The organism is Raoultibacter timonensis (assembly GCF_900240215.1).
Taxonomy (GTDB): domain Bacteria; phylum Actinomycetota; class Coriobacteriia; order Coriobacteriales; family Eggerthellaceae; genus Raoultibacter; species Raoultibacter timonensis.
In genome coordinates this window covers 229,862-249,440 of the sequence record NZ_LT964679.1, presented here as the reverse complement: position 1 = coordinate 249,440, position 19,579 = coordinate 229,862, and the positions used below count along the sequence as shown (strand labels likewise).

Genomic DNA, 19,579 nt, shown 5'->3' with positions numbered 1-19,579 from the left:
CCGCTACGCCTCAGCCTTGGCGCCGGTTTTCAGATCGATACGCTCGCCCGAAGCCGGATCAACGAGTTGATTTGCCATCACATCGAACTCCATACCTTTGTCGAGAGCCGCATGGAACCGATCGATCTCGTCCTGACGGGGAGACTCGACTTTTTCATACCACGGAAAATTGCCCGCTTCGGCAATCTGCTGGTAGGGCATCGTATCGCCCTCGCGCACGGGATATATCTTGCAGATCATACCTTTGATCGGAGAACCGACGCCTCCTTGGCCCGTAACAAAAGCCTTGGTGCAGTTGTTCGGATTTGACTCGAATGTGCCGAACAGATACGGAGCCGATGGTTCGGTCTCAGGGAACCACCAGCCATGCTCGGCATGGACCGTCTTCTCGTTGACGACCGGTGACACTTTCGCCATCTGCTTGAACCGGCCATGATCGTTTTCAATCCACACCCATTGCCCATCCTGAATGCCGTACTTCTCGGCCGTCGCGGGGTTCACGAGCAAACGAGGCTGCGGATGGAGCTCGCGCATCGTCGGAAGCTGACGATGCTCGGAATGGAAGAACTCGAACGAACGCCCGCCGCAGGTAAGGATAAGAGGATATTCGCCCATCAGCTCCGGCGTCGAAATCGGGCTCTCAGGCGGCTCGGTATGGAACGGCGTCGTGCTAAGCCCCCAATACTGGTAAAGCATGGGCGCAAGCTCCAGACGCCCCGATGGGGTTCCGTAGCCCACAGAACCATCGGGACGGAACATCCCCTTCTCCGCCTTGTTGTATGTGGCATTGAACTCGTCATAGCAATGGCCCACCATGCTCGGATCGCGCACGAGCTCGTCCCATGATGCGGTAAAGAGCGTTTTACCCGAGTTCTTCGCGCCACCTTGGTCGGTTGCCTCGGTAGTCGCAGAAAACGATCCGGTCCCGTCGTGGAGATACCAGTTCAGCCAATCGATATCGGTTTCCCATTGCCCGAACACTTCGGGATTCAAGCGCTTCCCTAATTCGAGAATTATCTGCTCGTCGGATTTCGCCTCATAGAAATCGGCCGCCTTCACCATGGCCCGACATGGCGACCACCAGGTGCGAGCGGAATTGCGTTCCGCGCTCATCGCGACGGGAAGGATGATATCGGCCAAAGCAACCGACGTCGGGGTAACGTACGGATCGGCGTTCACGATGAAGGGGATGTTCTGCATCGCCTTCATGACGCGCGGTGCATCCTGGCTCGGGCAAGACAAGGTATTCGAAGATTGAATCCACATCATTTTGATCGGATACGGGAAACCGTCTTCAATCGCCTGCAATAGCCCATCCGAGCTGGCATGGGCTACGAAATCGCCGCCCTCGACCGATAGCGCAAAATTATTATTAAGCTTTTTAGCGCGCCACTCTGCGGGCGTCAGATTCTCGCCCGAAGCATACCCGGCGTTGATCTCGAACGCATTATGCACAAGGATGTTTCCACCCGGCACATCGACGTTTCCGCACAGGGCCATGAGATCGCAGCCGGCCAAACAGAGCGCCATGGCCGAAAGCTGCTGATCGAACGCCAACCCCCATTGAATCGCTCCCGGTTTGGCACCTGCATACAAGCGGGCTGATGCACGTATTTCATCCGCATCGAGATCGCAGATCTCAGCAGCCCACTCAGGCGTCGTATCCTTTACCGATTCCGCAAGCTCCTCGAATCCAGAGCACCAAGATGCAACGTAGTCTGCATCGTAGAGCCCCTCGCCGATGATAACGTTGAGCCAAGCGCACCCGAGCGCAGCATCGGTACCGGGACGAATCTGCAACCAGTATTCGGCCCTCGCGCCCCACCATGTCAGGCGAGGATCGATCGAGATGATTTTCGTACCCATTTGAACGCACTGCACGAGCCAGTGACCGATATACCCATCGGCGTTCGAAGCGAGCGGTTCGTTGCCCCATACGACAAGCACCTCGGGGGGAACCCATTCGGAATTGCTGTACCGATCCTCGTGCGTCTCGGATGCGTCGACGATCGGAAAATCTCCGAACGGTGCAATGGACCCGCAGATACGCGGCATATAGCAAGAAAACCCTGTGAAACCGAACGTCGAGATGTTCGGCGTCTTAAGCGCGGCCTGCCCGAAGAAGGGAACCTGCCAGTTGATGTTTCTTCCGGTGCCGTGTACGCAGATAATCGCGTTGCCGCCATCGGTCTCCCATATTTCTTTGACCCTTGCCTCGATCTCGTCGTAGGCCTCATCCCAGGAGATGCGCTGCCATTTGTTTTCCCCGCGCTCGCCCGCGCGTTTCATGGGGTACTTCAGGCGATCGGGATGGTTAACCGACTCGTCGAGCGTCAGGCACTTGATGCACAGCTTGCCGTTCGTGCAGGGATCGAGCGGATCGCCCTCGACGCGCTCGACTTTACCATCTTTCGTGTAGAGAAGGATACCGCATGACGTATGGCATCCCGGCGGCGAATAGTGGTACGTACGGGTAACGGTGTATCCGTCTTCCTCCCATCGCCACTCCCCCTCGTGATACGCCTCACGGTCGACCCCGTCAAGAAACTCTTGGTAATCAGCCATGATTGCTCCTATTCTCTTCGTCCAACGATTTCGTTTTGTGAAAACGTGCCGTATCGTAGCGATCCGCCACGCTAACCGCATTGCACCGATTGGATGCAATCGCAAATCCGAAGGCTTAATTCCCTTAGCAGACGAGGGCAGTCCGAGAGCATGAGAACCTTATCCCGCCGTTAGCCTGCGGGGCTTATTCCAATCAGCCGTTGGTTGACCTTGTCTTTTCGGGATTCCTAGGTAGTTTGGGCTTTTGCGGAAGAGCCCGTCTCCTGCGCGTCCGACGGACCGGCGTCGGTGGTGATCCAAAGCGTCTCTCGGATCTTTTTCTTTTGGGACACTGCGATAAGCACCAAGACCGCGCAAATGGCTATGATGGCAACTCCAGCATAAAACGAAATGTCGAAACGCCCTGTCGCGTCGTATACGAATCCGATCGCGCTGCTTCCGAAGGCCGCAATGCAGCCCGACATGCGTATATACGATAGTATCTTCGCATAATCGCGTTTGCCGAATATCTCGGATACGAGCGTAGCCATGCTAATCGTAATGATGACCGAGTTGGTTCCGAAGAAAAAGGCGCAGACCGAAAGGGGCAGCTGGTCTCGCAGCACGGCAAACCCGAATAGGGAAAGAGCCGTTATCAGCAAGGTTATAAACGATGGGATGATCACGCCGATCTTATCGGTCAGCCAACCCATAATCACCGTTGCGAATACATACCCGATCATCGACAACGACAACATTTGGGAACCGAACATGTCGCCAAGTCCTATGGAAACCGAGAAGCCCGGTAAATGCGTATTGTATCCCGACATCAGAGCCTCAACGCCTCCGTACAAAAACAACGCCCAAAACGCTACGGTAATCAGGGCTTTGCGCGCGGGGACGCCAGGGTAAGCGGAAACAACCGCACCCTCGGTGTTCTTTTTCTCTTCGTAACCATAGGGCTTGAGGCCTTTGTCTTCAGGCTTGTATTTGAACACGAACATCGTCCACGGAAGAACGAGCACCGCGGCGACAACGGCTAGAATCAGATACGTAGATCTCCATCCAACCTGGTTGATGAGCATCGTTCCCACGATAGGGAAGATCGCTCCCCCAATACCAGAGCAGCACTGCGTAATGCCCAAGGCAAGACCGCGCTTCTTATCGAACCAGTTTTCGATCAGAACCGTAGCGGCCACCACGAACACGAACGCACCGCCGATACCGTACAGGGCGCCGGAAACATACCATTGCCACACCGACGTATACGTCGACATCAGTCCCATGGCAACACAGCATATGGCGACAGCCACGCTTAAAACAATATTTATATTGTACTTTGGAAGAATTCTCGCCACGAACGGATACGTGAAAGTCGTGACGAAGAAGTATACGGTTACATACAGCGCTAACGGACCTAACCCAATGTTGAGATCCTCGGTGACCGGCGTATAGAAAATTCCCGCCGAGTTCATCATGAGGCCCAGGCAACACGCCTGCATAAAGCAGCATCCCGCTACGATCCACCAAGCGTAATGGATGCCTTTCTTTTTCTCTGCCACAGAACAATCCTCCTTGCTTATGCGCCTCCCGCCCGCTTGGGCGGGAGGCGGTCATCAGTATGAGACTAGTTGGGCATGAACCACATGCGACCGGGCAGATGGAGTCCTGTTTCCCTTGGGAAACCGCCCAGTACCAGAGGTTTTGTCAATCCCATGCGTGCAGTCCTTTCGAACTTGATCGCAGCCGATCGCGACCGCGGTTCCACTTGTTTCCTACGATTCCCAATGAGCTTCCTTAACCTTCTTCGCAGGAACGAACGACAGCAATATGATAACGATAGCGATCACGGCGATTACGGCGCCGACGAGGAACGACCCGCTGTAGGTTTTAGTCGTATCGAAAATAATACCGATAACCGGAGCACCCATAGAACCGCACAGGCCAACCCCCATCATGCAGTACGACAATATCTTGTCGTATGCCTTCATTCCAAAATGCTCGCGTGCAAGCATGGGGACCGAGATCGTTACGATAGCATTGTTCATGCCGAAGAAGAACGCCGTCACCATAAGAGCCATTTCGGTCGTTGCCATCGAGAAGCTGATATAGCAGACAATCAGGATCGCATAGAGAATCACCGTCAACCAGCGAACGCCGATCTTGTCAACGAGGATGCCGCCCACGAACGAAGCGATGATGTAGCCTATCTGCAGCGCGATCATAAGCGTCGACGAGAAGATCAGCGCCTCGGGTCCGAGAACCTCCACGGCGTTAGCTTGTACGAACGAGTTGTAGCTGCCGGGGAATGCGGAAAGCATGCACCCTAAAAACAGCAGCACGAACGCCAATGTCGGCAAAGCGTACTTGAGCGGAACGCCGGGAAGGCTCTTCGAATCGGCAATCTCGTTTTCATCGGCACCGTAAGCATGCAAACCAACCTTCGCCGGATCTTCGCTGAAAACGGTGAGCGAGAAAATGAGAATGCACAGCAGCAAAACTGCATTTACGTAATAGACGCCCTGCCAACCGAGAACCGTGGACAAAGACGTGAACACGAGAGGAAAGATAGCTCCGCCCACGCCAGACATAAGCTGAGCGATGCCGAGATACCGACCGAGAACCTTTTTACCGAACCATGCACCCATGAGCAACGGCGTTGCGTACAAAAAGTACATGCCGCCCGTCAGACCCATAACAGCGCCGATGGCCATGAACTGCCACGACCACGTAGGATCGGCGAAAGTGAACGCCACGCAGCACAATGCGGTGATGATGACGTCAGTGGAAATAACGATCTTCGCGCCAAACTTCGGGATAAGTATTCCCGCGAAGAACGTACCGAACAGAGCTGCGATGCCATAGCACGTGATCCACATTGCGAACACGCCCATGTCCACGCCCAACGCGCCGGGGACGATGGCGAAATAAGCCGAGGAAGAGTTCAGAACGGTTCCCAAGCCGAAAGCCTGCATAACGCAGCAGCCTGCGAATACGAGCATCGCCCTCTTTTTGCTACGAGCATCAATATCGGTAGACATAACCTAAACCTCCTTATTGAATGAAACCCCCAATGAATACCCCCGAAGGCGGCCGCTTGCATCCACGCTCCTTCCCGCATGCCTTTGAGTCCTTCGGAAGCGTCGAACAGCCCGTCTGAACGGACATCCAACAACGGTTTTCCGTACCCGAAAGCCGCGACCGCCCGAAGAAGCGCCCAAGCAGTCGCGGCCCGAACCTTGCTACCTCGTGTAGAGCGCCCAGCGCGTCTCGCCGTCCATCTTCCGGACGAGCTCGTCGGCCTCGCCGTAGTACATGCACCACGCCTGGCAGTGCTGCACGCACATGGGCATCTTGCCCTTCTCGGTGCGCGACTCGCACATGTCGCAGGCCTTGGTGATGACGGGCAGCCACGTCCACTCCCACTTCTCGGGGCCCGACTTGCCCCCGTAGGCCCAGGGGCCGGTCTCGGTGAGCTTGATGCCGAACTCGCCCTTGGGCAGGCCGAGCTCCTTCTTGCAGGCCACCTCGCAGGAGTGGCAGCCCGTGCAGTACTCGTAGTTGATGAGAATCGCCTTGGTCATGATAGTCTCCTCCTTACGCCTGCATGGGCTCGTAGTCATTGCGCCATCCGCCAAGCTGCGTGATCTGAACCCCCGGCATGACATCGCCTTCCTGCACCTTGTAGATACGGCAACGAGTGCACTTGATCGGAGAACCGATGCCACCCGGACCTGATTGGAAATTACGGGTCAGATTGTTCACGTTGTAGTCAAAGCAACCATGCAAATGCGGCGCAGCGCCTTCTTCCTCAGGTTTCCACCAACCGTGCTCGGCGGAAACGCAATCGTCGGGAATGCCCTCGAACACTTCGACCATCTGCTTGCATCGGCCCTCGTTGTTCTCCATCCAAATCCAATCGCCGTCATGCAAGTCGTAATCGGCAGCCGTTTTCGGGGAAACTTTTACCCGCGGTTCCGGATGAAATTCGCGCATGGTCGGCGCCTGGCGATGCTCGGTGTGGAAGAATTCGTATGAGCGAGCACCGTTGATCATGTAAAACGGCAGCTCTTCCATAACTTCAGGCGTCGTTTCCCATGTTTCGGGCGCTGAGGTGTATTCCGGATACGGGGGGATACCCCATGCTTGGAAAATCGTCGGCACAAGCTCGATACGGCCCGAAGGCGTATTGAAGCCAACTTGCCCATCGGGGCGCAACATACCCTTTTCGTGCTTGTTGTATGTAGCGTTCCACTCGTCATACGCGTGTCCGCCAGCTTCAACCAACTGATCAAATGTATAGGGACACTTCGTTGTGATGGAAGGGCCGCTATCGTCTGTCACGGAAGTATGGCCCCATTCGTCATCGGTCGCAGCCGAGAAGTTCGCCTTCTTCACTTTCCCATCGGGTCCCACAACCGCAAGGTCGGTAAGCAGGTAGTCGTTGATGAAATCTTCAGCGGAATCCCAGCGCACGAACAGCTCGGGATTCAACCGCTTTCCGAGCCATAGCGCTATCTCCTCATCCGACTTGGCCTCGTAGTAGCTCGTCACCTTCTTCATGGCGCGAAGCGGCGTCCACCACGTACGAGCCGAATCGCGCTCGACCGACATCGATACGGGTAGAATCAAATCGGCAATAGCCACCATAGTCGGCGTAATGAACGGATCGGCATACACGATAAACGGTATCTGCGACATGTATTTGTACGCACGCGGCGCCTGTCCCTCGTGGCCGGCAAACGCATTGCAGCTTTGAGCCCAAAGCATTTTGATCGGATACGGCTCGCCCGTAGCCGGAACCATCCCTGCTTCGAGTACCGATGCCATAGCATCGCAGTTCGACATGCCCACAAAGTCGAGGCCTTCATCGCCTACCATCCATTTGCGGAATTTCCTCTCAAGCGCCTTCGGATCCGCATACAGGTCCACCGACGAGTAGCCCGCATTGATGTCGAAGGAATTATGAACGAGTACATGGGTTCCCGGTTTTTCGATATTGCCGCAGATTGCCATGAGATCGCAAACCGCTTCGGTCCAATGCATGGAAGAGCGCGTGCCCGCATCGAATACAAGGCCCCACTGGATCGCACCGCGGTCGGCGTTTGCGTACATGCGCGCCGTGGCAACGATGTCATCGGCGGAAACGCCTGTAATCTCAGCCGCCCATTCAGGGGTAAACTGTTGTACGTGGTCTTTAAGCTCGTCGTAGTACGCACACCAGTTCTCGACGAATTCGTGGTCGATCAGATCCTCGTTCATGATGACGTGCAGCCAAGCAAGGGCTATGCAGCAATCGGTACCAGGATGGGGCTGCAGCCAATACTCGGCGCGCGCACCCCACCAAGTAAGCACAGGGTCGATCGAAATAACCTTCGTTCCCGCCTGCACGCACACGTTAAGCCAATGGCCTAGATAACCGTCACCGTTCGACTTCAGCGGTTCGTTACCCCATACGACAAGCACGTCGGGCCGAACCCATTCTTCGCTCGCGTAGCGATCTGGCAGCGTTTCAGAAGCATCGACGATCGGATAGTCGCCCAGAGGGCCGGCGGCTCCGCACACGCGGGGCATGTAGCACCACCATCCGGAAAAGTAGATGCCGCCCACGTTCGCGGTCCTGAAGCATGCACCCGCAATGAAAGGCACCTGCCAGTTGATATTGCGACCCGTACCATGCCCGACAAGGATAGCTTCGCGGCCGAGACCCTTATCGTCGATTTCCTCTTTGATGTACGTCTCGATCATATCGAGAGCTTGATCCCACGTTATGCGCTCCCACTTGTTTTCCCCGCGCGCTCCAGCGCGCTTCATGGGGTACTTCAAGCGCATAGGGTGATTGACCATTTCCTCCAAATCGAGGCAGCGCATGCAAAGCTTGCCGTTCGCATACGGATCAAGCGGATCCCCCTCGACCTTCTCAAGCTTTCCATCCTTGGTATACAGCAGAACACCGCAAGAGTCGTGGCAACCGGGAGCACTGTAATTGTACGTGCGCGTAACGGTGTAGCCGTCTTCCTCCCAGGTAACCTCGCCCTCATGGTAGACTTTACGGTCGACGCTGTCCAAGAATTCTTGATAATCAGCCATGAACCATTCCTCCTTCTCGTCTCTGGCGTATGATGGCGCCATTGACGCGAAGGATAGCTTGGCTCAAAAGCAGCTGTCATCGTAGCGATCTTGGTGTTCGTGTCGATACCTAGGTTTTGACGATAGCCGACCTCGCCAAATGCGGAAAGATAAGCCTCAACGTCCTTCTCTATAGGTACGACCGACTAAGACCCTCAGCCCCTAATACCCAAAGCGCGAGAGCATTAAAATCAATCTTCGCCGTACAATTTGGTGGCCTCGATGAGATTGAGGAGCTCCTGGCGCGAATGAACGCCTGTTTTACGATAGATATTGCGAATATGGGTTTGAGCGGTGCTGAGAGATATCATCAAAGTCTGTTCTATGTACTTCGCGTTGCGACCCTGAGCAACCAGCACGAGCACTTCGTACTGCCGCTCAGACAAGCCGTGCTGTTCGCTCACCGCACGGCAACGTTTCTTCCAAAGCCCCTTGGTTTCAGGAAGGGACACATGTCCGACGTCCTCAACACCTGCCTCGGGAAATCGCGCTTTGTGGCAGAACGCCGCGAGGAAACTGTAGGCTATGGCGACAACCGCAGATACCTGCACGGCAAGAAGCCCGCCGTTCGCAGCCATAGAGAAGGCAACGAAACCGAATGCAAGGCCGCCCGCCATGGCAAGATAGTCGAGAATCCGCGCTTTTGCAAACGTATGCAAGGGAGAAAGCCGCGAAATGCGAACATGCTCCGCCATAGCCGCCCAGCCGAAAACCGTATAGATGGAAAAGAGCGCTGACAGAAAACAGAGCGCCGCCACCTGGACCAGATCGTTGAAGAGGAACATCGTAACAAAGGAGAGCATTGTGAGCGGGGGCGTTATCGGCGACATGCTTCTCTCCGTTATAACCCTCTTGCCCACCCAATCAACGGCTAGCAACACCGCAGCGCCTAAAGCGGCAACGAGGCACCAGGTAGCGGCTCCCGTCTCCGAGGCAACACTGACAACCAAACCGAACTCGAAACTGCTGAACGAAAGCATGATCGTTGAGGTCCAAAGAATTTTCGAGCGCTTATCGGACTCCTTATTGCTTATCGCCGGGGGTAAAGCATCTCCCGATCGAAAACGCATCAGGGCGACCATGCATCCGAGCGATACCACCCACACGACAACGAGCAGCACCCGAGCAGCACCGTCAACAAGGTACCCCTCGATCAAGCAACCGCCGATACCCGCAGCAACGCCCACCGCAACAAGCATTAAAACCATTCGGTACGGCTGCGAGCAAACGAAGCCGAACCACTGAACGACAAGAAACGACATGCCCACGGCTATCGCACTATGGCAGGATAATTGCAAGAATCGAGGCCCGGCAGGTACGAACAGCACCAACGCCATAGCGCTCACGCCCACTACTGACCCGGCTATCAAAACGATGCACTTATGCCGCGCTATCGCATGGGCTCCCAAACTCACAGCCAAAAAGCCAACCGCCATCGATATCGCATATACGAGCCTTATCCACAGCCAGTCGGTTCCAGCCGCCGTCACGAGACCGGGCACAACAGCGTAAAGCCCGAGTACCGATGCTATTGCGCATCCGAACCCGACAAAACCCGCCAAGGCGTCCATTCCGAGTTTTAGAGCGCCCAGCCCCGACGTTCCTTTTGTTTCGATCGCTGCCATATGATCAACCCGCTCTCAAAACACGCGATGCCCTATCGCTTACTGCCCTCGTCAAGCTCGTAGTTCTCAACCAGATCCATAAGATCCTGCTGAGAATGGGTTTCAGTTTTCTTGTATATCGAGTAGATATGAGCCTTTGCCGTATGCTGCGAAATCACAAGCTGTTTTTGTATGTAGGCTGCATTTCTCCCCTTCGCAAGCAGGTGCAGGACTTCCGTCTGTCTGTTCGTCAAGCCGTACTTCTCGGCAATTGCATCGCATTTCTGCTGAAAATACTTCTTCCCATCCCCCGAGGAATCTACCTGATGCTCAAACAATATCTCCCCATCACCCCCAATGCGGGCGATCCTTTCACCGGGCTCATCTTCGCCAGGGTAGTAGCTTTTCGTGCTCAACGTCGTTGACACGAGAATAAAGAACATGACAATGACGACAACGAATACCGGCAACGTTATATCGCCGAATATCTCGCTTGAAAAAGCCGACCATCCAGCTCCAAGACCAAGAAGGAGCCCGATCGCCGCGTAGAGCCGCGCCCACGAGAACGCCCGTATAGAAGAGAGATCGCAACGCACGATATGCTCGCATGTAGCAAAAAGAGCACTTGAGTACGGCAACAGGGAAAAGCCGAACGCAAGCAAGCAAGGGACGTAGCGCCATTCCGCCGGGATGAAGAGAAGTGTAAGAATGCACGCCGCCAAAACGGGGAGGAATAGCTTCCTGATGAATGATTCTTTGATTGTGAAAGATTTCAGCGAATCAATAAGCAGGAGCAGTGCGACTACGAGAGAACCTCCCCCCAACAAAAACGACGCTACAGGGACATACGATTCCGCTTGAAGAAGCCAATAGAGCACAAACCCCTGGGCAACCGATCCCATCACCGTAAGAAGAGAGGGTTTCCATGTGATCAGCAGGCGAGAATCTGACTCTTTTGCGTCGATCGAAGGCATGGTATCCATAAGCGCAAAACGTTTACGAAGGAAAAGGTAGATCAAACACGAGATCAAAACGAACGCAAGTACGACAAACGGGGAAAACCGCACATCAACCAAGAGCACACCGGCATACCAGACAAACGAAAGGACAAAGATCGAGGCGATTGCAACCCGAACCTGGTCTTTAAGATGAACGCAGAGAAATTCGATCCAAAGCGTAGCAAGCGATGCCACTCCCGCCCCCGCGCACGCCGTTCTTATCGGCAACGCCACATCGTGCAAAAAAGACGGCCATACGCCGGGAACAGCGCTCACAAGACCGCATGCAAGCGAAAGTACGAGAAGAGCTCCTCTGTGCACCTGGAAAAAGCCGGATAATCGCCAGATTGCAAAGTATGCAGCAAAAAGAGCTCCCGCAAACCCGATGTGCAGTAGCTGGTATAAGCGAGTTTCCCCAATATCCGCGTAAAGGAAATTGGGCGTAAGGATAATCGAGAAGAACCATGAAAAGCAAAAGGAAGCTCCCACGATCCCGACAATGAGATACGGATTAACGAACAACCACTCGTTTTTCTTTTGACGAACCTTCTTTTTCGTCTGCTCATACTCGCGCGTTTGGCCAGTCGATACGTTTTCCATGCAACATCTACCCCCAGTTATTGCATTCGTGATGAGAGGGAGTCGGCATCCCCCGTTTTCAAGACTGCGGATGCGCCGCAGTGGACTTCAAGTATATAAGCAATTACCATATATGCATGGCAACCCATGCAATGCAACCAAACGCATCACCCCCAGCGCTAAACATGCTCATTTCCTAATGATAACGCCAATTGTGTCCTATCGAACACAGTACACGATACTGCTAAAGATACCATCACCCTATGACTAAAATGACAAGAAAAGCTATTGGCGCCAGAATCCGTTTTCTGAGGGAGCAAAACGGATTGACGCAGGTCACGTTTGCCAATATGGTCAACGTCGAACGCGCTTACCTCAGTAAAATCGAATCGGGCGAGCGCAATCCCAGCATCGACATGCTCGAGCGTATCGCAGGGGGATTCGACATGTCCCTTTCGGAGTTTCTCGAGGGGATCTAACAGCGGACGGTCAGCGCGATTCGCCACGGGTTTCCCTTTTCCCCACACGAGTATCCGACCGAAGCTGCCCAGGCGGTCGAGGGAACGCAGTGCCGCATCGTTTGCACGAAACGGCACCTTGCCCGTTAGAGTACCCGCAAATCGGACAAAGTCCCGGCTTGGGTTCACGACCGCATCTGTTGCAATGGGTGCAAGGATAGCACATACCTACCGTCCGATGTCGAAAGCCGTATACATGCCCGAACATACATCCTGAAGCGCCATCGCAATGCCCCAGCTTCACGATCTGCGTCTTGCGATGCCCTATAGACCCGTCCGTAGAGCGGTGCCGTAAAACGCGGCCGACGCCAACTACTTCCCAGGCGCCTTCGGTGCACCCGGGGCCGCAGGAGCGCCCGGCGCCTTCGGTGCCCCGGGTGCACCCGGGGCACCTGGGGCACCCGGCATTGCGGGGCCCGCCGGCAACGTAGCTCCGCACTCAGGGCATACGGTTTCGGCGGCTTTGCACGCCGCACCACACTGCGGGCACTTCTTGTCGAGTTCGACAGCTGCAGGTCTGAAACACATTGGCTGATCCTTTCGTTTTGTTTGGGATTCTGAAGAAACAGTAACAACGACCTTCGATAAAATCATCCCGCGATGCTCACTAAATGATCGATTAGAGATAATACCGATAGACTAATCTTGTCTTTCCATCAGGTGTTTTACCGGCATTAGATAGACCTGCCACTCGATAGAACCCAGAAATCCCGCCCTACGCCAACCCGAGAAGACCGTGTATACCGCCGATTCATGCTTCCAGCCGCATAGCGTATTTCGCCAACTTGCGGTATAGATAGTACCTATGACGTACCGCATAGGCATAGACACAGGCTCCAAAACCATCAAGATCGTCGTTCTCAACGAGGACGGCACCGTCGAGCGCGCCGCATACCGCAGACACCGAGCCGACATCAAGACTACGCTTTCCGAAGTGGCGCACGATCTCGTATGGCGCTACGGAAACGTAGCAGGCTCCGTAGCCGTAACGGGCTCGGCGGGCATCGAGTTGGCCGAGATGCTCGGCGTACCCTTCGTCCAAGAAGTCGTCGCAACCACCCGCATCGTGCAAAAGGAGATCCCCGAAGCCGATGCCATCATAGAGCTCGGCGGCGAGGACGCGAAGATCGTCTACCTCGCTGGCGGGCTCGAACAGCGCATGAACGCAACGTGCGCCGGCGGCACAGGGGGCTTCATCGACACCATCGCGTTCATGCTCGGCGTATCGTCCAAAGAGATGAGCAGCCTTGCAATGGGATCGACCAAGACCTACCCGATCGCATCGCGTTGCGCCGTGTTCGCCCAAACCGACGTGCGTCCGCTGCTCAATGCGGGGGCGAAGAAGAGCGATATCGCCGCAAGCGCGCTCGATGCCGTCGTCAAGCAGACGCTCGGCGGACTCGCCTGCGGCAGGCCCATCACGGGAACCACGGTGTTTCTCGGAGGACCGCTCGAGCATATTCCGAGCCTCGTCCACCGATTCCGGCGTGCGCTCGACCTCGACCACCGCACGGGCATCAAGCCAGCCGACGCCCATCTGTTCACGGCAAAGGGCGCTGCGCTTCTCTCGGACGATGCGGTTCGCCTCGATGCGCCCGTTGCACACCTTTCGCTTGCCGAACTCGAGGAGGCCCTCGGCACCGCCCGGGCGGCGCGAAACGATTTGCCGCGCTTATCCCCCTTGTTCTCAAGCGATGCGGAATACGAGGCTTTCAAGGAGCGTCATGCCGCGCACAAGGCACCGCGCAAGCGCTTCGGCGATGCCGAGGGGACGGTGTACCTCGGCATCGATGCAGGCTCTACAGCCGTCAAACTCGCGCTCGTCGACGAAGATGGTTGCCTGCTCCACTCCGACTACCAGCCGGTCGCGGGAAACGTGCTCGCCACTGCTGCCGAGATGCTGCTCGACCTCTACCGGGCCATGCCCCGCGAATACGACGGCACGCCGCTCTGCACGATCGGGCACGCGACCGTAACGGGATACGGCGAAAGCCTCCTAATGGCAGCGTTCGGCGTCGATTCGGGCGTCGTCGAAACCACGGCCCATCTGCAAGCCGCGCGCAGCCTCTGCCCAAAAGCCGATTTCGTGCTCGACATCGGGGGGCAGGACATGAAAGCGCTCTGGGTCGAAAACGGCGCGATTTCGAAGGCGGTGCTCAACGAAGCCTGCTCGTCGGGCTGCGGGTCGTTCATTGAGGGGAGCGCCCACTCCCTGCGCAGCACGCCCCACGCGTTTGCGCAGCTCGCGCTTAAGGCGACCGCACCTGTCGATCTCGGAACCAAGTGCACCGTCTTCATGACGTCGCGCGTACGGCATGCACAGAAGGTCGGCGCATCCGCGCATGACATCGCAGCCGGCATAGCCTACTCCGTCGTCAACAACGCCCTGTTCAAGGTTATCGGGCTCGACAGTCTCGATTCCCTTGGGAAAACCGCAGTCGTACAGGGCGGAGCGTTTCTCTCCGACGCCGTCCTGCGCGCCTTCGAGCTCGTTTCGGGGAAGCAGGCTGTAAGGCCCGATATCGCCCACCTCATGGGCGCCTACGGCGCCGCCCTCGTTGCCCGATCGCGGGCCGATGGTGCGGCGAGCTCGCTTCTCGACAGCGCCGCCATCTCGACGCTCGAGCCCCGCTACCGCACCGAAACGTGCCCCGGATGCGCCAACGCATGCGCGCTTTCCATCGTTACGTTCGAAGAGAGCACCGACCCCAAGCGAAAGAGCCCTGCGCGGGCTGCGAACTTGCATCGAAGCAGAGATTCCCGTCGTCGCTCTCCCGACGACCGCTGCTTCGTCGACGGCAACCGCTGCGAACGCGCTTATTCGTTCTTCGAAAACGCCCGAGGCCGCATCGGCGGCCAGCTTGCCGCTCGCGGAAAGGCGCCCAACACCGTAGCTCTCGAGCAAGGCCTTCTCAATCGGTACAAAAGCGTATCGTCCAACGGCTCCGATTCGCCGCGCAGAAATGTCGTCGTAGGGCTGCCCTGCGCACTCAACGAATACGAGACACTGCCCTTCTGGCATACGCTCATGGCAAGCCTCGGGTTCTCCATCGCTGTAGGCGGCGCGGTAGACCTCGGCTTAGGAGGCGTCGACACCATACCGTCGGAAAGCGTCTGCTATCCCGCCAAGATCGTCCATCAGCGCATAAGCTCGCTTCTCGATCAGGGCGTCGATGCCGTATTCATGCCGGAATACGAGCGCGGCTCGCACTGTCCCGTCTCAAGCCTGTACGCACGTGCCGTACGCGACAGCATGCCCGCGTTCCGCAGCGGCACCGCGAAACTCGTCTCGCCGAAGCTCTCCTCGTCGAAGCCCGCTCGCATCGCATCGTGTGCAGCTGATCGCGCGTCGCTTCTTGCCGCCCTGCAACACATCGTCCCGCAGGCGGTTCCCCTAACCGAGCAGGAGATCGAGCGGGCGCTATCGGAAGCGGATAACACGCAGGCGCGGTTCGTCGCAACGATGGAGCATGCATGCCGCAAAGCGCTCGATCGAATCGACGCCGAGCGAGGACGCGGCATCGTGCTGGCAGGAAGACCCTACCATATCGATCCAGCCCTGAGCCACGGCATCGATACCATGCTCGCAGCGCTCGGATTCGCCGTGCTCTCCCCTATCGGGCTTACCGGCCCGCCGCGCACGATGCGCGCTGCAGCCGAGCACGGCGGTACGCCGTCTGAGTTGAGGTCCGAAGATGAGCTTGCCGTCTGGAAGCAGGGCAAGCGGCTCAATCGGCTTGCGACGTTCGCCTCCTCACGCGAGAACGTCGACATGGTCTGCCTCCAATCGTTCGGCTGCGCCTACGATGCCGCAAGCATCCGAGNCCAACGGCACCGCACCCGACGCTTCGCCCGAGCGCGGCGAAGCGTCGGATCGCGCAGTTCAACGCCCTCAGACCATCGAACTCGGCCGCATAGAAGCCGAAGATATCGAAATCGGGCGGCGCGAGGTGAGCCAGGATATCTGCTCAACAGTCGCTGCCGTCGCAGGGCGCATCATCAGGCTCTGCAGAACCGATCCGAGCATCGGCACCGTTGTCGTGCCCGAGGGATGCGCATCATGCCTGTTCGACGCATTGCCTGATCTGGTAGAAAACCCCCTTGGATTTTCTCCCCGCATCATCCTCCGAAAAGCCAGCGACCCCGCATGGGCTGCTTTCGGGAATGCGGCCGCGCCGTGCGGCGCTTTCGCGCAAAGCGAGTCGAACGGCATTCCGCGCATCGGGATTCTCGGAAATCCGTATATGGTTTTCGAAGCGCCCTTGAACGACGGGCTCGTCGATTTCCTCGGCACGCTTTGCTGCGAGGCGATCATGCCCGACGCCAACGCGCTTCTTGTCGACGACGTTCGATTCATCGACCAACTGGAAGCATTTGAAGCGGCAGGCGTCGATCATGTTGTATACGCTCAGAGTTTCGGCTGCCTGAAAGGACATGTCGAGGTACGCGGTGCGCTGCACGGCCTGAAGGAGCGGTTTGCCACCGTACCCATCACCGTCATCGACTACGACCCGGACGCTTCAGCGCTCAATCGGAAGAACCGCATTCTACTCGTAGTCGAGGCAACAAGAAACGCGCATGCATCCGACGATTCTTAAAGGCCGACAAACAGCAAAGCAACCGCGGGGGACGGCATTCGCTTTGCGTTCGATGCGACGGATGTCATGCGCGCACTGAGTATGATGCCCGTTTCGGCAAGAAAAAACATGCCACCGATAGGATGAAATCCCCGCCAAACATAGACAAAGCAGTACTATTTTTCACCAGGGAGCGATAACTTCGGTACTAACGCATCCCGAAACCGTAAGACTCTGGGTGCAATTCTTCTCACAGGCACCCGCAAGCGCCGAATCCGACCTTGCCTGCTCGCATGATCGCCCGACCCCGTAGCTTCGCGCCGCGCTGCAGCTGATGCCCTTTGCCTCCACCATGCCGGAGCGCAGTCCGAACGCGCGCCTTACCCGCACCCGCCGCCTCAAAGTGGCTGAGATTTACGACTTGGTGGATAGATCGGCGCAAACAGAGCGAAGGCGTCCAGACAAGATTCTTGCCATCTGGGGATACAATGCCGAAAACCGACGATGACATAAGAATCAGCGCCCTTCGATCCACCAAGTCGTAAATCTCAGCCACTTTTATCCGCGCCCACCCCGCAGTCGGGGTCCAAACGCGTTTGCCCGAAGCGCATGCGCTCGCGCACAAAAAGGGCCGGATCCAAAACGGATCCGGCCCCGAAATTCAGCGCCTGCGCCAAGCAGCGATGCGCTCGGCGTACAGTCGGCTCGTTTCGCTCGATGCTCGAGCTCGAAGCGAGCCTAGGAAGCGAACAACTCGATCGAGTCGCCTTCCTTGACGGTAACCATGGCCTTCTTCCACGTGCGGGTCTTGCCGAGCTGGTAGCGAACGCGCTTCGGCTTTGCCTTGACGTTCAGCGTGTTGACCTTGACGACCTTCACGTTGAAGATAGCCTCGATCGCCTGAGCGATCTCCACCTTGTTGGCGGTCTTGGCGACCTCGAAGGTATAGCAGTTGTCCTCCATCATGTCGTAGCTATGCTCCGAGATGATCGGGCGGATGATGACTTCGCGGGGATCCTTCATTATGCGAGCACCTCCTCGATGCGAGCCAGGGCGGCAGCCGTGAAGACCAGCGCCTTGTTGTCGATCAGTTCGTAGGTGTTCGCCTCGGCAACGGGAAGCACGTTGACGCGGGGAAGGTTCCTCAGCGACAGGTACGCGTTCACATCGTCGTCGGCGATGACCACCGTCGTGCGGCCTTCGCAGCCGAGCGCCTTGATGGCGGCAGCGGCCTCTTTGGTGGAAGGCTTCTCGAAGCCGAACTCCTCGATCACGAAGAGCTCGCCGTCGGCCAGCTTAGCGGAGAGCGCAGAGCGCATCGCGAGCTTCACGACCTTGCTCGGCACCTTGAACGCGTAGGAACGCGGATGGGGGCCGAACACGGTGCCGCCGCCTGCCCACTGGGGAGAGCGGGTGGAACCCTGGCGGGCACGACCGGTGCCCTTCTGGCGCCACGGCTTCTTGCCGCCGCCACGCACCTGACCGCGGGTCAGCGTGTTGTGGGTGCCGCTGCGCCACGAGGCGCGCTGGGCACGGACAACTTCGTGCATGGCATGCACGTTCGGCTCGATGCCGAACACGGAAGCGGACAGGTCGGCGCTCTTGACCTTCTTGCCGCTCACATTCTTTACTTCAATACTTGCCATAATGTCTTAACTCCTCAAGTTTCTCTGCACTCTATGCCATGCGAATGCGGACCACGGCGTTCTTGCCGCCGGGAACAGCGCCCTTCACGAGGATGAGGTTCTGGTCTTCGTCGATGCGAACGACATCGAGGTTCTTCACGGTGACGGTCTCGCAGCCCATGTGGCCGGGAAGCTTCAGACCCTTGAACACGCGCGACGGCGTAGCGCACTGGCCGACCGAACCCGGAGCGCGATGGAAGTGCGCACCGTGACCGCCCGGGCCGCCGGCGAAGTTGTAGCGGCGCATAACGCCCGCAAAACCCTTGCCCTTAGACGTGCCGGACACGTGAACCTTCTTCGCCTCGGCGAAGTTGGCAACCGTCACTTCATCGCCGACCTTGTAGTCGGAAGCGGAGTCGACGCGAACCTCGCGCAGATAGCGCGTGGGCGCGGTACCCTGCTTCTTGAAGTGACCCGCCATGGGCTTGTTGACCTTCTTCTCCTTGATGGAGCCGAAGCCGATCTGAACGGCCTCGTAGCCGTCGGTAGCGGCAGTCTTGACCTGGCAGACCTTGTTGGGCTCCGCCTGGATGACCGTCACGGGAAACACACGGTCGTCCTCGGCGAAGATCTGGGTCATACCCAGCTTCTTACCGTAGATGGTAGTAATCATTACGCTATGCCCCCTTACAGCTTGATCTCGATGTCGACACCGGCCGGAAGGTCCAAACGCATCAGGGAGTCGACCGTATTGGGGGTCGGCTCGAGGATGTCGATCAGACGCTTGTGCGTGCGCATCTCGAACTGCTCGCGCGAATCCTTGTTCACGTGGGGAGAACGGATCACGCAGTACATGTTGCGCTCGGTCGGCAGCGGAATAGGACCGGAAACCTTGGCACCCGTCTTCTGGGCGGTGTCCACGATGAGCTTCGTGGACTGATCCACGATCTCGTGGTCATAGCCCTTCAAGCGGATGCGAATCTTTTGATTAGCCACTTGTTTTAC

General features: G+C 57.1%; 14 protein-coding genes. 3 read left to right on the top strand and 11 right to left on the bottom strand.

Features of this window, described 5'->3' with window-relative positions; all coding sequences use genetic code 11:
* Positions 1-3: 3 nt before the first annotated feature.
* From C1722_RS01015 to C1722_RS00985, 7 genes are all read right to left on the bottom strand, one after another.
* Positions 4-2,565, bottom strand: coding sequence for a molybdopterin-dependent oxidoreductase (locus C1722_RS01015; protein ID WP_102377611.1), 2,562 nt, complete (start codon positions 2,563-2,565; stop codon positions 4-6).
* 227 nt (positions 2,566-2,792) lie between these two features.
* Entirely contained in the window at positions 2,793-4,106 is a 1,314-nt protein-coding gene (locus C1722_RS01010) for an MFS transporter (protein ID WP_102377610.1), read from the bottom strand.
* Between the two features lie 213 nt (positions 4,107-4,319).
* Entirely contained in the window at positions 4,320-5,585 is a 1,266-nt protein-coding gene (locus C1722_RS01005) for an MFS transporter (protein ID WP_102377609.1), read from the bottom strand.
* A gap of 201 nt (positions 5,586-5,786) precedes the next feature.
* Positions 5,787-6,128, bottom strand: a complete 342-nt coding sequence (locus C1722_RS01000; protein ID WP_102377608.1) for a 4Fe-4S dicluster domain-containing protein — start codon at positions 6,126-6,128, stop codon at positions 5,787-5,789.
* A gap of 13 nt (positions 6,129-6,141) precedes the next feature.
* Positions 6,142-8,634, bottom strand: coding sequence for a molybdopterin-dependent oxidoreductase (locus C1722_RS00995; protein ID WP_102377607.1), 2,493 nt, complete (start codon positions 8,632-8,634; stop codon positions 6,142-6,144).
* A gap of 230 nt (positions 8,635-8,864) precedes the next feature.
* The gene (locus C1722_RS00990; RefSeq protein ID WP_102377606.1) at positions 8,865-10,298 is read right to left on the bottom strand and encodes a helix-turn-helix transcriptional regulator; all 1,434 of its coding nucleotides are present in this window, start codon (positions 10,296-10,298) and stop codon (positions 8,865-8,867) included.
* 32 nt (positions 10,299-10,330) lie between these two features.
* Positions 10,331-11,875: a helix-turn-helix transcriptional regulator gene (locus C1722_RS00985; protein WP_102377605.1), complete on the bottom strand. Its 1,545-nt coding sequence runs from the start codon at positions 11,873-11,875 to the stop codon at positions 10,331-10,333.
* Between the two features lie 242 nt (positions 11,876-12,117).
* On the opposite strand from C1722_RS00985, the gene C1722_RS00980 reads away from it, so the two are divergent.
* The 3 genes from C1722_RS00980 (at position 12,118) to C1722_RS16635 (ending at position 16,970) form a co-directional block, all read left to right on the top strand.
* On the top strand, positions 12,118-12,333 hold the full coding sequence (locus C1722_RS00980; RefSeq protein ID WP_102377604.1) for a helix-turn-helix domain-containing protein: 216 nt from the start codon (positions 12,118-12,120) through the stop codon (positions 12,331-12,333).
* Between the two features lie 844 nt (positions 12,334-13,177).
* Positions 13,178-16,456 (top strand): BadF/BadG/BcrA/BcrD ATPase family protein, encoded by a 3,279-nt coding sequence (locus C1722_RS00975; RefSeq protein WP_102377603.1) that lies wholly within the window; start codon positions 13,178-13,180, stop codon positions 16,454-16,456.
* Positions 16,457-16,616: 160 nt separating this feature from the next.
* On the top strand, positions 16,617-16,970 hold the full coding sequence (locus C1722_RS16635; protein ID WP_146040573.1) for a hypothetical protein: 354 nt from the start codon (positions 16,617-16,619) through the stop codon (positions 16,968-16,970).
* Positions 16,971-17,687: 717 nt separating this feature from the next.
* Here the strand turns inward: C1722_RS16635 and rplW are convergent.
* Genes rplW through rpsJ form a run of 4 tightly spaced genes read right to left on the bottom strand, consistent with a single transcriptional unit; the run spans position 17,688 to position 19,570 of the window.
* Positions 17,688-17,972, bottom strand: a complete 285-nt coding sequence (rplW, locus tag C1722_RS00965) for a 50S ribosomal protein L23 (RefSeq protein ID WP_102377601.1) — start codon at positions 17,970-17,972, stop codon at positions 17,688-17,690.
* Positions 17,972-18,595 carry a 50S ribosomal protein L4 gene (gene rplD / locus C1722_RS00960; RefSeq protein ID WP_102377600.1) on the bottom strand — a complete coding sequence of 208 codons (624 nt, stop codon included), beginning with the start codon at positions 18,593-18,595 and terminating at the stop codon, positions 17,972-17,974. The genes rplW and rplD overlap by 1 nt, the downstream gene beginning before the upstream one ends.
* A 31-nt stretch (positions 18,596-18,626) precedes the next feature.
* Positions 18,627-19,247 (bottom strand): 50S ribosomal protein L3, encoded by a 621-nt coding sequence (gene rplC, locus C1722_RS00955; RefSeq protein WP_102377599.1) that lies wholly within the window; start codon positions 19,245-19,247, stop codon positions 18,627-18,629.
* A gap of 14 nt (positions 19,248-19,261) precedes the next feature.
* Complete coding sequence (rpsJ, locus tag C1722_RS00950; protein WP_102377598.1) at positions 19,262-19,570, bottom strand: 30S ribosomal protein S10; 309 nt, start codon at positions 19,568-19,570, stop codon at positions 19,262-19,264.
* Positions 19,571-19,579: the final 9 nt, after the last annotated feature.

Excerpts from the sequence above, each read along its gene's own strand:
- C1722_RS00985 (WP_102377605.1), bottom strand. The coding sequence starts at position 11,875 with ATGGAAAACGTATCGACTGGCCAAACGCGCGAGTATGAGCAGACGAAA.
- C1722_RS00990 (WP_102377606.1), bottom strand. The coding sequence starts at position 10,298 with ATGGCAGCGATCGAAACAAAAGGAACGTCGGGGCTGGGCGCTCTAAAA.
- rplD (WP_102377600.1), bottom strand. The coding sequence starts at position 18,595 with ATGGCAAGTATTGAAGTAAAGAATGTGAGCGGCAAGAAGGTCAAGAGC.
- C1722_RS00995 (WP_102377607.1), bottom strand. The coding sequence starts at position 8,634 with ATGGCTGATTATCAAGAATTCTTGGACAGCGTCGACCGTAAAGTCTAC.
- C1722_RS00980 (WP_102377604.1), top strand. The coding sequence starts at position 12,118 with ATGACTAAAATGACAAGAAAAGCTATTGGCGCCAGAATCCGTTTTCTG.
- C1722_RS01000 (WP_102377608.1), bottom strand. The coding sequence starts at position 6,128 with ATGACCAAGGCGATTCTCATCAACTACGAGTACTGCACGGGCTGCCAC.
- rplC (WP_102377599.1), bottom strand. The coding sequence starts at position 19,247 with ATGATTACTACCATCTACGGTAAGAAGCTGGGTATGACCCAGATCTTC.
- C1722_RS01015 (WP_102377611.1), bottom strand. The coding sequence starts at position 2,565 with ATGGCTGATTACCAAGAGTTTCTTGACGGGGTCGACCGTGAGGCGTAT.
- rplW (WP_102377601.1), bottom strand. The coding sequence starts at position 17,972 with ATGAAGGATCCCCGCGAAGTCATCATCCGCCCGATCATCTCGGAGCAT.
- C1722_RS16635 (WP_146040573.1), top strand. The coding sequence starts at position 16,617 with ATGGTTTTCGAAGCGCCCTTGAACGACGGGCTCGTCGATTTCCTCGGC.
- C1722_RS01005 (WP_102377609.1), bottom strand. The coding sequence starts at position 5,585 with ATGTCTACCGATATTGATGCTCGTAGCAAAAAGAGGGCGATGCTCGTA.